Origin of the sequence: Hyphococcus sp., from assembly GCF_965228385.1 — a bacterium.
Taxonomy (GTDB): domain Bacteria; phylum Pseudomonadota; class Alphaproteobacteria; order Caulobacterales; family Parvularculaceae; genus Hyphococcus.
Map to the genome: position 1 here is coordinate 2,372,165 of NZ_OZ245810.1, position 15,750 is coordinate 2,387,914.

The window sequence follows — 15,750 nt, forward strand, 5'->3', positions numbered from 1 at the left end:
CGAAATTTCTTCCGTACATCGATTAATGGATGCCGACTTCGTCACAGAACCACTTCACTGTTCGCTCCGTGGCGTCGACAATCTTTTCGATTTCGGCCTTTCCGGCGCATAGCGGCGGCCCGAATTCCACGACCTGATATGTCCGCGCCAGAACGCCAAGGTCCATCAAATGACCGTTAAACCGGGCTGGCATCTGATCTTCGGGACCAAACGGTTGGCGCGTTTTCTTGTCGCGAACCAGCTCTACAGCGGCGAGCAGTCCCAGGCCGCGCACATCGCCGACGATGGGATATTTCTTCAATTCCTGCAGGCCTTCCAAAAGATACGCGCCCATGTCGGCGGAATTTTGCACCATGTTTTCCGTTTCGATGATCTCGATATTTTTAAGGGCCGCAGCGGCTGACGCGGCGTGCCCCCCGAAACTGATCACATGGTTTAAGCCGGCTTCGCGCCCGCCGCGAGATTCGAAGCGTTCGGTAATTTTGGGCCCGGCGATAGCGGCGCCCATGGGCGCGTATCCGCTGGTCAGTCCCTTCGCCATGGTCATGATGTCTGGCGTGACGCCCCAATGTTCGCATGCAAACATTTTTCCGGTGCGGCCAAATCCGTTGATAACCTCGTCTATAATCAGCAAAATTCCGTATTTGTCTGCAATTTCACGAAGACGCGGCAAATACTCGTCTACAGGCAAATATATCGACGCGGCCGACGGTATGGGTTCGGCAATAATGGCGGCGATCGTTTCAGGGCCTTCATGCAGGATCGTCTTTTCTATCATCTCTACACAGAGCACATTGCAGCTTGGATAAGAGAGATTGTATTCGCAGCGATAGCAATTGTGCCAGGGAACCTGAAGACAGCCCGGGACAAGCGGCGAAAATATCTTGTTGTTATATTCGTGGCTGGCGCCGGTAATACTCATGGCGTAAAATGTCGACCCATGATAGGAGCCGCGGCGGCTGATCACTTTCGTGCGCTTCTGATCGCCATTGAACCAGTGATACTGCTTGGCGATTTTCATGGCGGTCTCTACCGCTTCAGAGCCGCCGGAAGTGAAAAAGACGCGATTGAGGTCGCCCGGCGCCAGCTCGCTAAGCTTTTCCGCGAGCGCCACAGTGGGTTCAGCCGCGAAATTATACGGCGTTACATACGCCACTTTGCCCGCCTGCTCAGCATAAGCCTGGCCGACCTCTTCGCGTCCATGACCAATACTTGTTACGAAAGCGCCGCCGGAAAATGCGTCCAGATAAACATTGTCATCGACATCGGTAAGATAGCACCCCTTGCCTTCCTTAAACAGCATCATGCCTTTTTCGGAACGAAGCGTCTGCGGCGGCGTTACGTGAAACCAGATATGGTCCAGCGCTGTTTTTTTCAGATCTGCAACAGATGACATTAATAAATCTCCAAATCTCACTCAAATTCGAACGCGAATAATTGCGCCCGCCATCTAAATCAAAACCATCGCCAGGAAAGGTCAGCAGGCGTTCCCGCTGCGGAAAAAAAGAGTACCGTCAGAAAATAACATTTTTTGTTTGGTCTACTGAACAGTCTCAGCCCAGCTTTTGCCCTTCCGCCTTTCCTCATCAAGCCGTTTCCAGCATTCCGGATCGCGCGCCGCGCCCAGAGCATCAATCGCCACCGGACCTGTCAATTTAGAGGCCGACTCATTATCGGGGCGGCACGGCATATCCTCAGGCGCTGACGCCTGCATTGCCTGTTTCAATATGCGCCTGTAGCGCTTGATGCCGATGTCGGATTTTCCGAGATGCTCGCGCGTCCGATCCTGTATGGGCCCGAGAGACTCAACCGCCCATTGATCGTGCACATTGATATCAAAACCCATGCCCGTATAGGTTTGAGTCTTTTGTTCTTCCGCGTCAAAGCCGTAATTGTTGGATTTATTTTTGACCGGCCGGTAGTCCGGCAATGTATGCTCCTTCAGGCGCTGGGCTCGCATTAAATCACGGTTCACCGGACCGGCGAAGCTTGTGAAAATGGAATACCAGTAACAATTTTCATTATCGATCGGCACATGCCATTGGGTGATCGTCATTTCATCGCTCATCGGAATCGCGATGGCGTTTGGGAAGAGCATGTTGGTAATTCGATAGTGTACGGTTTGCGGATCGATTTCGCGTGTCGTGCATAGTCGAAATCCATACTGCGTTTCCTCAAGATCGATATTCGGGCGATCAAAATCGCGCAGTATTTTCGTCATGGGTATGTTCGTGCCCGCCGCCCCTGAGCGAAACTGCTTGCCATAGGAGTCTTCCGGACTTTCATCCTCGAAGAACCGGTGAAGAAAAGAGGCGTGTGCAGGATCAATCCCGACTTCAAGCGCTTGCAGCCAGTTGCATTCCCACCATCCTTTAAATGCAAATGTATGCGACGCCGGCGCTTCGAAACAGTCAAATTTCGGCATGGGGGGCGGGTCGCCTTCGCCAAGATAGGCAAAGATGACGCCGCTCGCTTCGACGCACGGATAAGCCGTATGCGATAAACCTTCGCGAAACCGGCTGGTTTCAGGTTCGGCGGGCTGGTCGAGGCATCGCCCCTCTTCGTTGAAAAGCCAGCCATGAAATGGACAACGCAGCCCCTCGCTTTCAAGCCGTCCAAAACAAAGGTCAGCGCCGCGATGCGGGCAATGGCGGCCGATCAGCCCGTACGAACCATCCGCTTTGCGAAACAGCGTGAGCTCTTCGCCAAGAAGCGTGACGGGCGCAATGGGCCGTTCCGGGTTTAACTCTTCAACCAGCGCCGCCGGCTGCCAATAGTTTCTCAAAACGGCGCCGGCGGGGGCGCCCGGTTGAATTTCTGTAAGCTGACGGTTTTCCTGTTCGCTAATCATCCAGTGTCACTCTTATTCACTCAACGTATAAACCAGATCGCCGTTCAAATAAGTCTGAACAACGCGCGTGTTGCGAAAGTCTTCCAGACTGCATTCGAGCACATCGCGATCGACAACGATAAGATCGGCGAATTTTCCCGCTTCGAGACTGCCAATCTCATTCTCCCTGAACAGAAGAAATGCATTGTTCGTCGTATACATCCGCAACGCCTCACGGCGCGTCAGCGCCTCTTCCGGAAAAAGCGTCTGCTCATTAAAGAAGCGCGGCGTGCGCGCCATCGTGATCCACATGCTCAGAAACGGATTAAACGGATTGACCGCTGTGTCCGGGTCCAGACGATGCCAATGATCCGATCCGCCTCCAATCATGACGCCTTTACCAAACAGTGTATTCAGCGGCTGGAAATACCGCATCCGGTCTTTTCCAAGCTGTTCGACCATCATGGCGCCATCAAGGTAAAACCACGCCGGCTGTATATCGGCGACGATACCGACATCGGACATCGTCTCAATCACATCGGGCGTCATGAAATTGGCGTGCGTCAACGAGGGACGGGTCTGGCGAAGCGGTGCACGCTTGCTGACAGCTTTATATGCGCGCACCAGTTCCGTCACCGCGCCATCGCCGACCGTATGACCGGTATACTGAAGTCCTGCGCGCGCTGTCGCCTCGATGATTTGTTCCAGACGCTCTCCGGATAAATTCAGATTACCGCGATAATCGGCGTCTTCGATTGCGTATAGATCACTTTCCCCCCAGGGCTCCAGCAAATAAGCCGTGCCGCTCGTTATTCCGCCGTCCAGAAAAGTCTTTACACCGATGAGTTGCAGGTTGGGACTGTTTAATCCCTCTGCGCGATCGGCCAGGGCGCGTATGTCCTGCTGGATTTTTGAAATCTGACGGTCTTTTGACGTATTCAACTCGCCCATCATGGATAACCGAACGGTCAATGCGCTATCGCTGTCCAATTGTTCATAGACATCCATCCATTCGCGGGTGGCTTTGCGGTCGCTGATAGTCGTCAGTCCCGTTGAATTGTAGATTGTCATCATCTCCCGGAAGAGCGACGCTTTCTGCAAGTCCGTTGTTTCATCAACCGACCCGGCGTCAGGCGCGTACCGCGTATGATGGCGAATCAGGCCTGTTGGCTCACCTGAAACCGGATCGCGCTCGATATCGTCAGGATTATCCGCGACAAAATCCTTATCGACGCCCATGAGCGCCAGCGCAGCGCTGTTGAACGACGCTTTTGGAAAATAAATATAGGCTGCGTATCCGACCGGATGATTGGGCGCCGCCGCGTCCAGCTCCGCACGCGTGGGGTATCGCCGCTCCTTCAGCCGGTCGGGATGCACCGTACGCACCCAAATCCATTCGCCATCCGGCAAAACGGCCGCCCGTGCGCGTACATAAGCCAGCACATCGTCGATTGACGCCATGTCGGGAATAGAATGGTCAATTTCGGACACCGCCGCCTGGTTCGGATGCATGTGCGAGTCGATAAGACCCGGCAGCATCATCCGCCCCGCGAGATCGATGCGTTCCGTGCGGGCGCCTGACATCGCCCGGATCGTTTCATCATTACCAACCGCTGCGACGCGGCCGTCTTTTACTGCAAGCGCTGAAACGATGGAAAACTCATCATCCATCGTAACGATTTTGCCGTTAAAGAAAATCTTGTCGGCAATTTCGCTTGGCGCCGCCGGACGGTCATGCGCGCAAGCAGCAAGACATGCCGAAAACACGGCCAGAAACAGTTGCGAAACAGTCTTTTTGAGATTGCTGATCATGGCCTGAGAGCGCCCGAGAACATTGGCACGGTCTTACGATCCGTAATTTTGCAGCCCTCGCCCGTCATCAAATATTTGTCATGATACTCGCCCATGAAAACAATAAAATCGGTTACCGGCAGGTCGGGCTCATTTCCTTCCGCCGCCATGAACATGGTAAAGTAGGTGACGCCCGACGCGGTATCGCCTGAGGTGGGCTTGATCTGAACGGTGTTGATCAACAAGCGCGCAAAATTTGCAGATGCGCCCGGCTTCAGCCGCTCAAGAATTTTTTCGCGCCCGGCAAAGGTCTGCCCCTGCATTGTAAACACTGCATCTTCCGTAAACAGCCCGGCAAATGCATCCGCATCGGCGGTATCTCGCGCTATGGCGTAATCATGATTGAGGCCTGTGCATGCCCGCACCATTTCCGCCGTCGATGTTTCCGCATTGGCTTTCGCACCCAGCACCATCATCACCAGCATGACCGGCGTCGTTGCAAGTTTAAAAAGCTTCATAAGATGCTCCATGCTTGCGCCCGGACCGGGCGTTTACGTGATGGTTACCACAGCGAGGCCGTATTTCCGGCCAGAATAGAAGACCGGCGGCGCCGTCACTCTGCAAGCGGGGTTGTGCAGCACCCCGCCGCCTTCAAATCTTCCATACACAAAATTCTCATAAAGAACAAGTATTCATATTGCGAACATTTTTCGGCTGCGGCCAAAGCCCCATCAGGCCGCAAGGCGCAGCGGCGTACGCCCGCCGAAAAACGGCGGCGCGGGCCCTGCCTTTTCGATTGACCGCGCTGAAATCAGTCTACAATAGCGTGTTGAATTTCCGCCGCCACAGCCTGCATCCGGGGCAGGCATTCATTCATCAAATATTCTTTCTCTATCTTTGCGATATTCGTCAGAATATTAAGGGCCGAAACAACCTCGTGGGATTGATTAAATATGGGGACTGCGAGCGTTCGAACGCCAATCTCGATTTCCTGCTCGACCATGGCGTACTGATCGCGCTGGGCTTTTTTCAGCGCTTTGCGGATCGAATCGACATCCTTTTTGCGCAAAGGCCCGTTAACGGACGGATCCGCAACGTCAAGATATCCTTCAACATCGGTCTCTCCCTTCAGCGCAATCATCACGCGCCCGGGAGAGGTGTATATAGCTGGAAACCGCCGCCCGATCGTCAGTGTCGGCGCCATCAAGCTGCGCTTTGAATTGGCGCGGGCGATGTGCACGATATATCCGTCGTCAAGCACCGCAAGACCTATCGTTTCGCCTGTCGCATCTCGGAGCTGATCAAGATAAGGCTGAACAATCGCCGTCATGGGCTCGGATGATAAATAAGTGTATCCCAGCTCCATCACTTTCGGGGACAGACGGAACAGGCGTTCATCATGATAAACATAGCCAAGATCAGCGAGGGTCAATAAATAGCGTCTGGCGCCCGCCCGCGACATGCCGGTTCGTTCAGCGACTTGCGTCAGGGTCATTTCGCGATGCTCCGCATCAAACGCCTTAATTACATTGAGACCGTGCGCGAGCGAGCCCACTGAATATCTGGATTCAGCTTTGGTCTCATTCGACGTTTCGGTTTTTTTCTTCTCCGATATTACTGCCGATCCAGCCATTGAATTGTTAAATCCATTTTTAACGCCGTTACCCGGTAATACCGCGCTCGCTCCATTAAGTCACTCATAACTACGCTATACCGGCTCTGATTGTTGCGCCGCAGCATTTCCCCACGGTTTACCCGCAGCCTTTTGAAGGCGAAAGAATGTTCCCGCGCCTGGCCTTCGCGCATCGCCGCATTCCATTGCGCTCCCGCACTAGGTCAGCGATGATTGAAGAAATAAAACGCCCTTTAATTTCTTGCCGCCGCCCGAGAACACACAAGACACTTGCGTTCTAAAGCGCCTGTCGATAGTTTGCCGTAAAATGTTCTCTCTGTAAACTAATGTTCACATAGGTTTCGCAAAGGGCAGTCAATTGGGCCAGCAGTTCGATCTAAAAGGCAGTTTCGTCGATCGTTTTGGTTTATGGGACGATGACCAAGTGCGGCGCGCCAAAGACATGCTTGAGGCGGTAGAGCGCGACGATCTGGAAGTCGTGCGATTTGGATTCGCCGACCAGCACGGACTGATGCGCGGCAAAGCTATTGAGCGCGACGCCGTTGCATCAACAATGGTCGACGGCTGCACAATGGTGTCGACCCTTATTCTAAAAGACACGTCGCATAAAACTGTCATGCCCGTATGGGAAGCCGGCGCCGGTATTGGCTCTCCCCGCCTGACAGGCGGCGCCGATCTGATCATGGTCCCCGATCCCTCGACTTTCCGGCGCCTCCCATGGGCGAAAACCAATGGCTGGGTTCAATGTGACCTTTATTATCCGGACGGAGAACCCGTTGCATTTTCAACCAGACGAATATTGCGGCAGGCGCTTGATCGTCTTGATGAAAAGGGGCTTGAGTTTGTCAGCGGACTGGAGCTTGAATTTCATGTCTTTCGCCTGCTGGATCGCAATCTCGCAAGTCACGACTGCGTTCAGCCCGCAACGCCGCCAAGCATCTCATTATTACAGCACGGATATCAGTATCTCACAGAGATCAGGTATGATGAGTTAGAGCCGTTGTTCGAATCCTTTCGCAGGGGCCTCATTGATCTGAACTTGCCGCTGCGGTCTGAAGAAATTGAATTCGGTCCAAGCCAGCTTGAGTTGACGTTCAGCCCGCGTAAAGGACTCGTCACCGCCGATAACGCCGTACTCGCGCGGAATGCGATCAAACAAATTTGCCAGCGTAAAGGTTATCACGCAACTTTCATGTGCCGTCCGCATATCCCCAATACTTTCTCAAGCGGATGGCACCTGCATCAAAGCCTCGTGGACAAGAAAACAGGCGCAAATTCTTTTGCGCCGGATGGCGGGAATGCGTTTTTTTCAGAACTGGGCATGAACTATCTCGGCGGACTTTTAAAGCACGCCAAAGAATCATGCATTCTCGCCGCCCCCACCATAAACGCGTACAAACGATACCGGCCGGGGTCTCTCGCGCCTGATCGCATTCAGTGGGCGCGCGACAATAAGGGCGCGATGCTGCGCGCTGTAGGCGGCGCGCGCGCCTCGGCGACGCGTATTGAAAACCGTATCGGCGAACCCGCGGCCAATCCGTATCTTTACTTGTCGTCCCAGCTATTATCCGGCCTGGACGGCATGGACGCTAAAGTGACGCCGCCGCCCGCCGTAGAAGAACCCTATTCATCGCAAGCCGAGCGCTTGCCGAAAAGTATTACCCAGGCGCTTGCAGCGTTTACGCAAAGCAGCTTTTATCGAGAGACGTTGGGCGAAGACTTCGTCAATTATTATACGTTGATAAAACAAGCGGAAATTGACCGCTTCTTATCGGAAGTAACGGACTGGGAACAGCGGGAGTATTTCGAAATGTTCTAACGATTTCGATCGTTCCTGTTCGCCGCTTCCGCCATTTGCAAATTATGGATTTCTATCGATGCCAGGCCTGTTACCCGACCTAGACCCTGACGGACTTCTGGAATATTCAGTCGTCTATACGGACCGCGCGCTAAACCATATGTCGGTGAAGTTCCAGACGGTCATGCAGGACATTTCATCCGCATTAAAGAGTGTTTATAGCGCCGAGGCGGTAGCCATTATCCCCGGCGGGGGCACATACGCGATGGAAGCCGTGGCCAGGCAATTCGCAAAGAAAAAAAGATGTCTTGTTATCCGCAACGGATTTTTCAGCTACCGGTGGTCGCAAATACTTGAAACCGGAAACATCGCTGAAAGCATCGCGGTTTTACAGGCGCGCCGCGCCGGCAATGACTCGCAGGCGCCGTTTGAACCCGCGCCGATCGATGAAGTTGTCGAGAAAATTAGCACGGATAAGCCGGACATCGTCTTCGCCCCCCATGTAGAAACCGCTTCCGGCATATTGTTGCCAGATGATTATCTTCGGCAAGTCGCCGCGGCCGTACACGCGCAAGGCGGGCTGTTTGTCCTTGATTGCATTGCGTCCGGCGCGATCTGGACAAACATGAAAGACATTGGCGTTGATATTTTAATCAGCGCGCCGCAAAAGGGCTGGAGCAGCCCGCCATGCGCCGGGCTGGTGATGACGAACGCCGTTGCGCTCGACGCCCTAAGCAAAACGAAAAGCGACAGTTTTTCCTGCGATCTTGGAAAATGGCTGCAGATTATGCGCGCTTATGAGGATGGGGGCCACGCCTATCACGCCACCATGCCAACCGGCGCCCTCACTATATTCCGGGATGCCATAGACGAAACGGCGGCGTTCGGATTTGAGAAAACGCGGGAGTTACAATTCGAACTTGGCGATAAAGTTCGGGCGCTGCTTTCAGAAAAAAACTTTCCAAGCGTCGCGGCTCCAGGTTTTGAAGCGCCGGGCGTGGTGGTGAGCTATACCACAGATCGCGCAATCAGCTCCGGCGCCCGATTTGTGCGGTCAGGGCTTCAAATTGCGGCGGGGGTGCCGCTGATGTGCGGTGAGGATGATGGTTTCAGGACTTTCCGGCTAGGCCTCTTCGGGCTCGACAAGCTCTTCAATATTGATCGCACTGTCGAAACCCTCGAGAAAACACTGTACGAGGTCGCTGCGGTTTCATAGAAATCGCCACACGATCTGTCTTGTTTCATAGCGCGCCAGCACAGGCCGCGCTGCTATGCGGGTGTTGTCCATGCTTCATGTCATCACGACCGATATTTTCGATCGCGAACGTCTTGACGATTTATGCCATCTTACCACAGTAACGCGCCGAATCGCGCGCGAACCGGACGGTCTTCGATTTTTGCAGCAGCTACTGCCTGTTCGCCGGGCGATGCTGTACTTTACACAACCCTCCACCCGCACATTTCTATCCATGAATAATGCGTGTCACATTCTGGGCGTCAGAACGAGTGAAATCAGAAATCCGGATGTTTCTTCTGAATTCAAGGGCGAGACTTTTGAAGACAGCATCAGAACATTCGCCGCTTATGTGGACATGATTATCATGCGAACGCCGCAACCGGGTTACGCTGCGCGCGCTGCGGACTTGATGGACGATATGGATCGCAGGGTGCCGGTCATCAACGCCGGCAGCGGTAAAGACCAACACCCGACACAGGCGCTGCTTGATATTTATACGCTGGAGCGCAGCTTTCGCGATTCCGGCGGCATAGAAGGCAAAACCATCGCCATGATGGGGGATCTAAAGCGCGGCCGCACAGTTCGTTCGCTCTGCAGACTTTTGCGTCATTATAAGGACATTCATATTGTCTTTATCGCCGCGCCAGGTTTCGAAATGGAGCCGGACATACTGGCTTACCTGGACGATCATGAAATTTCTTATGAGCAATCGGACCGGCTAGACGATTATTTGACGTCGCTTGACGCAATTTATGTCACGCGCATGCAGACAGAACACGACACTTCGGGAGAGTCCGCCCGGGTCGATCTTTCCGGCTATTCAATCGGTCAATCACAAATTGATCGTATGAAGCCAGACGCTGTCATCTTGCACCCCCTGCCGCGCGGCGCGGAAATTCATCCGGAAATCGATGACGACCCGCGCGCGGCCTATTGGCGCCAGGAGCGCAACGGCTTGTGGATCCGCGTCGCCCTGATCGCCAGCGTTCTTGAAGCCTCGGAGCAGATACTTTCAGCGCAGGCAAAATTTCTCTAAGGACCGCCGGACATCCCTCGTCGCCGCCACAACCGACGACTGTTTTCGGTAAAAAATCGTACATTGCGCCCGCAAAAAATCTGTGCGAATATTATTGCGAACGTTAGTTCTCATAGCGCACTTTTGGCAGACAAGCTTTCGGTAACAGTTTGCCGCAATCAAATATCACTTTGCTATGGGCGTTTGCCAGAAGGCCAGATCCAATTGGCCGATGACGGAGTCATACCAGAATGAAAATGCTAATCAGCGGCATACTGATGGAAAGCGCCGAAACCTTTCCGGTTATCAACCCTGCGAATGAAGAAATTATCGCGTCCGCGCCACAATGCTCGCGCGGGATGCTTGATGATGCTTTTTCAGCAGCCGAGACGGCTTTTGAAAGCTGGTCGCGCGATATTCACGTCCGGCGTGATGTTCTGACGGCATGCGCCGCGGCGATGCGCGACAACGCCGATGAACTGGCCCGGCTGGTCACGCAGGAACAAGGAAAACCGCTCGCCAAGGCACAGCGTGAAATCGGCGGGGCCGCGCGATGGTTTGAATATACTGCAGAGCTCGATCTGCCGGTTGAACCGATTACTGTTCCGGGACAGCGGAGGGCTGAAATACACCGCAGGCCGCTGGGCGTTGTCGCTGCAATCATACCCTGGAATTACCCCATTATGACGGCCGCATGGAAAATTGCGCCCGCCCTGTTGGCGGGCAATACGGTGGTTTTGAAACCCTCGCCTTATACGCCGCTGGCGACCTTGAGATTGGGTGAAATTTTACGCCCGCACATTCCGGAGGGCGTTTTGAATATCGTCTCCGGCGGCGATGATCTGGGCGTCTGGATGACAGCGCATAAAACGCCCAGAAAAATCGCATTCACGGGATCAACTGACGCCGGGAAATCCGTCGCCGCAGCAGCAGCCAACGACCTGAAACGCGTAACGCTAGAACTCGGCGGCAACGATCCGGCGATAGTTCTTGCCGACGCTGACCCGAAAACCGTCGCGAACGGCATTTTCACCGCCGCTTTTGAAAACAGCGGACAGGTCTGCGTGGCCATCAAACGTGTCTATTTGCCGGATAATTTATACCAGCCGGTGCTGGATGAAATGACGGCGCTCGCAAACAACGTGAAACTTGGCGACGGCTTGAACGAAGATGTAGATATGGGACCTGTGAACAACCGCGCTCAGTTTGAACGCGTTCTGGAACTGATCGAGGATTCGCGCCAGCGGGGAGGCGCTGTGATTGCGGGTGGAAAACGAAAAGGCGATACCGGCTACTTTATCGAGCCGACAATCATAACGGATCTCGCCGATGACGCGCGCCTGGTTGCAGAAGAACAATTTGGTCCGGCTTTGCCGATCTTGCGGTATAGCGATATCGATGACGCGCTGGCGCGCGCCAACGCCGGACATTTTGGACTGGCCGGTTCGGTTTGGGGCGCTGACGGCGATAGCGCAGCGGAGGTCGCCGGCAAGCTCAATTGCGGCACAGCCTGGGTAAACCAGCATCTGGCGATCACACCGCAGGCGCCGATTGCCGGGCGCAAATGGTCCGGCGTCGGTATTGAAAATGGTCCATTGGGCTTGCTTCAGTATACGGACCTGCAAATTGTTGAAGTGCCAGAAACGCAAGCCGCCACCGCCTGACATGACGTCCCGTCTCCAACCCTCGGCGACACGGCTCGATTCGCCAGCGGCGCTAGCGGCGATCCTTCTGCCGGCGACCGTCGGCGTGATGACGCCATTTTTGTCACCCATAACCGTGGGGGGGCTGGTCGATGTTGCGGGCTGGAGTGAAAAAGAGGCCGGTCTTCTCATCGCAGCCGAAATGAACGCTTTTGCCTGGTCAGGACTGGCCGGGATAATCTGGCTCAATCGCGTGCCGTGGCGGGTGGTTTCTCTTGTGGCGTGTTTTCTGTTCGTCTTCGCCAACATCGCCAGTTGCATTTCCTCAAATGACGCGCTGGTTTTGTGGCGCGTCCTATCAGGCGTTGGCGCAGGGACACTGATCGCCCTTTGTTATGGTGCGCTTGCACAGAGCGCAAAGCCGCACAGAAATTACGCCTTTTTCTCCATGAGCCAGATGGCGCTGGCGATGGCTTGCCTCACGGTTCTGCCTGTCGCCATTCGTTTGAATGAGAGTGCAGAGTCATCGATTGCATCAATCCTGCGCACGCTCGGCGTCAGTGACGGTCTTGGCATGAACGCTTATTTTGGCGCATTGGCTGTGCTTGGCGGGGTTGCAATGATGGCGGCGTTCTGGGCGCCGCGTCGTCCTGAGCGTCCTCCAGAAGCAGCGGCCGCAATCAGCAGCGAGCGTAATATCGTAAAAATTATAATTACGCTCGCCATGCTAGCTGCAATATTCACGCTCATGGCGTCACATCAGTCTATTTGGACGTATGCGGAACGGCTTGGCGCCAGCGCCGGCATAAAACCAGCCTCGCTGGGGCTGGCTTTGTCATTCGGAACGCTTGCCGGTTTTATTGGCGCTTTTTCAGCCGCTGCTGTAAGCACGCGTATTAATCGTCCACTGGTTATAGCCGTCATATTCGGGTTGCACATTCTCGCTTTGCTGATTTTGCTGACAAATCTCAACAAAACCGGATTTGTCATTGCGATATTACTCCACAAATTCGCATGGAATTTCATGATCCCGTATCAATTGGGGATGATGGCTGAAATTGATCGCGGCGGCCGCGCCGCGATTTTAAGCACTTTCATTACCTCAATGGGAATCTCAGCAGGCGCTGCGGTCGCCGCATACGCTGTTTCAGGATTCGGCTATGCAGGCGTTATTTTTGCTTCAATGCTTCTCGCTGTCGGATATTTCCTGATCATGCAGATACTTGATGCGCGTTTGCGGCCTGCAAATCCACTTCACAGTTTGTTTTACCGTAGAAAAGAGCAACAAGCCTGATGTCCACTGTATACGATCTGATTACATCCGCGCCGGAAGAAACAGACGCCCTACGCGCACCCGGCAGACCGCCTCTCAGCAACGCGGCGCTGCGAACCCTTATTACCGATACGATGACGACCCTAAACGGCTTGGGCATCGGTAGAAATGATCGCGTTGCGATTGTTTTGCCAAACGGCCCGGAAATGGCGGCGTCGTTCATTGCTGTTGCGGCTTGCGCCACGGCAGCCCCCTTGAACCCCGCTTACAAGCGCGATGAGTTTGAATTCTATCTCTCCGACCTTAAAGCCAAGGCCCTTATCGTTCCGAAAGGTTCAGTCAGTCCGGCGCTTGAGGCCGCGCACGCCGCCGGCGTAGCCGTGATTTTCCTCAATTTTGAGGAAACTAATCCCGCAGGCGCGTTCACGATTGAAGCTGCAGAACAGACGGGCGCCGCCGTAACGCCCCAAACCGGATTCGCCAAGCCCGACGATGTGGCGCTAGTTCTACATACGTCCGGGACAACCTCGCGGCCAAAAATTGTGCCGTTGTCCCAGCGGAATATTTGCGCCTCGGCCGGCAACATACAAAAAACTCTTAGGCTTGAAACTTCGGACGTCTGCATGAACGTCATGCCGCTGTTTCATATACACGGATTAATGGCGTGCACCCTGGCGCCGCTGAGCGCGGGTTGCCCCGTATTCGCAACACCGGGTTTTGATGCGTTAAAATTTTTTTCATGGCTCTCAGAATCCAGACCCACATGGTATTCGGCTGTGCCGACCATGCATCAGGCTATCCTCACCCGGGCCAAACGCAATCAAGGAGCGATTGAAAGCGCGCAGTTGCGTTTTATCCGCTCATCGTCGGCTTCGTTGCCGCCTTCTGTTCTCGCTGATCTGGAAAGCACGTTCAGCGCGCCCGTTGTCGAGGCTTACGCCATGACGGAGGCTGCGCACCAGATGACATGCAATCCCTTGCCCCCGGAAGTCCGCAAACCTGGCACGGTCGGTCAGGCGGCAGGGCCCGAAGTCGCCATTATGGACGAGGAAACGGCTGAACTTCTGACGCCGGGAAAGGCTGGCGAGGTTGTCATCCGCGGCGAGAATGTAACTAAAGGCTACGAAAGCAACGAAGCGGCCAACGCGGTTTCATTCGTAGAAGGCTGGTTTCGGACCGGCGACCAGGGCGTGATGGACAATGACGGTTATCTGACGATTACGGGGCGTTTGAAGGAAATCATCAATCGCGGCGGTGAAAAGATTTCGCCGCGGGAAGTTGATGAAATATTGCTCGATCATTCGGATATCGCGCAGGCCGTTACATTTGCAATACCGCATAAAATGCTTGGCGAAGAAGTCGGTGCGGCGGTCGTATTAAAAAGCGGCGGGACAGCGGGGGCGGATGAGATTCGCGCCTTCGCAACAGAAAAACTTGCTGCATTCAAAGTACCGCGAAAAATCGTCGTCCTTGACGAAATTCCCAAAGGGCCAACGGGAAAATTACAGAGAATCGGACTTGCAGAAAAACTTGGACTGACCTCGTGAAAATTTGCATTTATGGCGCCGGCGCTATTGGCGCATGGCTTGGGCTGGAACTCGCAAGATCAGGTGAAGACGTAACGCTGATCGCCAGAGGCCCGCACTTGAAAGCAATGCAGGAAAACGGCGTTAAAATTCTCATCGGCGATGAAGAACGCATAGCGCACCCTCGCTGCGTCGAAAGCCCTCGTGACGCGGGGCCGCAGGATTTTGTCATATTGACGTTAAAGGCGCCGGCGTTGCCAGGAATCGCCGAAAATTTACCCGACCTGTTCCATGACAACACGGCCGTTGTCACCGCCGTGAACGGAATACCGTGGTGGTACGCATACGGACTGGAAGGCCCCTTAGAAAACCGCACGCTGGAAAGCGTCGACCCGTCGGGAAAACTCTGGTCGACGATTGGGCCGGAACGGGCAATCGGCTGTGTGGTTTATCCGGCCACCGAAATCATTGAGCCCGGTGTGATCCGGCATATTCAGGGCGACCGCTTCGCACTTGGCGAGCCGACTGGCGAGACTACCGACCGACTTCAGGACCTTTCAAAAGCGCTGAAGAACGCCGGCTTTACGGTGCGGCTGCGCGATCGTATCCGAGACGAGATCTGGGTGAAGTTGTGGGGCAATCTTTGTTTCAATCCTATCAGCGCGCTCACAGGCGCAACCCTTGACGCCGTGGTCGCAAACCCCGGAACCGCCGGGATTTGCCGCGAAATGATGCAGGAGGCGAAGGAAATCGGCGAAGCGATAGGCGTACGCTTTCCGATCACTATTGATAAACGTCTTGCCGGCGCTGCAAAGGTCGGCGCGCACAAAACTTCGATGCTGCAGGATCTGGAACGCGGGCGTACGATGGAAATCGACGCATTGGTTACGGTTGTACAAGAACTGGGACGCCTGACCGGTACGCAGACGCCAACGATCGATACTGTGCTCGCTTTGATCCAGCAGCGCGCACGCGAAGCCGGGCTGTATTAATTGACAGCTTAG

General features: G+C 54.5%; 12 protein-coding genes. 7 read left to right on the forward strand and 5 right to left on the reverse strand.

Annotated elements, in window-relative coordinates; all coding sequences use genetic code 11:
* Positions 1-22: 22 nt before the first annotated feature.
* The 5 genes from ACQK2Q_RS11105 to ACQK2Q_RS11125 form a co-directional block, all read right to left on the reverse strand.
* Complete coding sequence (locus ACQK2Q_RS11105) at positions 23-1,396, reverse strand: aspartate aminotransferase family protein (RefSeq protein WP_425409811.1); 1,374 nt, start codon at positions 1,394-1,396, stop codon at positions 23-25.
* Positions 1,397-1,540: 144 nt separating this feature from the next.
* Complete coding sequence (locus tag ACQK2Q_RS11110) at positions 1,541-2,851, reverse strand: Rieske 2Fe-2S domain-containing protein (RefSeq protein ID WP_425409812.1); 1,311 nt, start codon at positions 2,849-2,851, stop codon at positions 1,541-1,543.
* Between the two features lie 12 nt (positions 2,852-2,863).
* A complete protein-coding gene (locus ACQK2Q_RS11115; RefSeq protein ID WP_425409813.1) occupies positions 2,864-4,642 on the reverse strand; it encodes an amidohydrolase in 1,779 nt (592 codons plus the stop codon).
* Positions 4,639-5,139 carry a nuclear transport factor 2 family protein gene (locus ACQK2Q_RS11120; RefSeq protein WP_425409814.1) on the reverse strand — a complete coding sequence of 167 codons (501 nt, stop codon included), beginning with the start codon at positions 5,137-5,139 and terminating at the stop codon, positions 4,639-4,641. Before ACQK2Q_RS11120 ends, ACQK2Q_RS11115 begins: the two co-directional genes overlap by 4 nt.
* Before the next feature lie 293 nt (positions 5,140-5,432).
* Positions 5,433-6,254 (reverse strand): IclR family transcriptional regulator domain-containing protein, encoded by an 822-nt coding sequence (locus tag ACQK2Q_RS11125; RefSeq protein ID WP_425409815.1) that lies wholly within the window; start codon positions 6,252-6,254, stop codon positions 5,433-5,435.
* Between the two features lie 442 nt (positions 6,255-6,696).
* Between ACQK2Q_RS11125 and ACQK2Q_RS11130 the strand changes: the two genes are divergently transcribed.
* From ACQK2Q_RS11130 to ACQK2Q_RS11160, 7 genes are all read left to right on the forward strand, one after another.
* A complete protein-coding gene (locus ACQK2Q_RS11130) occupies positions 6,697-8,073 on the forward strand; it encodes a glutamine synthetase family protein (protein WP_425411150.1) in 1,377 nt (458 codons plus the stop codon).
* A 58-nt stretch (positions 8,074-8,131) separates the two neighbouring features.
* A complete protein-coding gene (locus tag ACQK2Q_RS11135; RefSeq protein ID WP_425409816.1) occupies positions 8,132-9,268 on the forward strand; it encodes an aminotransferase class V-fold PLP-dependent enzyme in 1,137 nt (378 codons plus the stop codon).
* A 70-nt stretch (positions 9,269-9,338) separates the two neighbouring features.
* Positions 9,339-10,325, forward strand: a complete 987-nt coding sequence (pyrB, locus tag ACQK2Q_RS11140) for an aspartate carbamoyltransferase (protein WP_425409817.1) — start codon at positions 9,339-9,341, stop codon at positions 10,323-10,325.
* A gap of 230 nt (positions 10,326-10,555) precedes the next feature.
* Entirely contained in the window at positions 10,556-11,968 is a 1,413-nt protein-coding gene (locus ACQK2Q_RS11145) for an aldehyde dehydrogenase family protein (RefSeq protein WP_425409818.1), read from the forward strand.
* A 1-nt stretch (position 11,969) separates the two neighbouring features.
* A complete protein-coding gene (locus tag ACQK2Q_RS11150; RefSeq protein ID WP_425409819.1) occupies positions 11,970-13,241 on the forward strand; it encodes an MFS transporter in 1,272 nt (423 codons plus the stop codon).
* On the forward strand, positions 13,241-14,767 hold the full coding sequence (locus ACQK2Q_RS11155; RefSeq protein WP_425409820.1) for an acyl--CoA ligase: 1,527 nt from the start codon (positions 13,241-13,243) through the stop codon (positions 14,765-14,767). Before ACQK2Q_RS11150 ends, ACQK2Q_RS11155 begins: the two co-directional genes overlap by 1 nt.
* The gene (locus tag ACQK2Q_RS11160; RefSeq protein WP_425409821.1) at positions 14,764-15,738 is read left to right on the forward strand and encodes a 2-dehydropantoate 2-reductase; all 975 of its coding nucleotides are present in this window, start codon (positions 14,764-14,766) and stop codon (positions 15,736-15,738) included. Before ACQK2Q_RS11155 ends, ACQK2Q_RS11160 begins: the two co-directional genes overlap by 4 nt.
* The last annotated feature ends 12 nt before the right edge of the window (positions 15,739-15,750 follow it).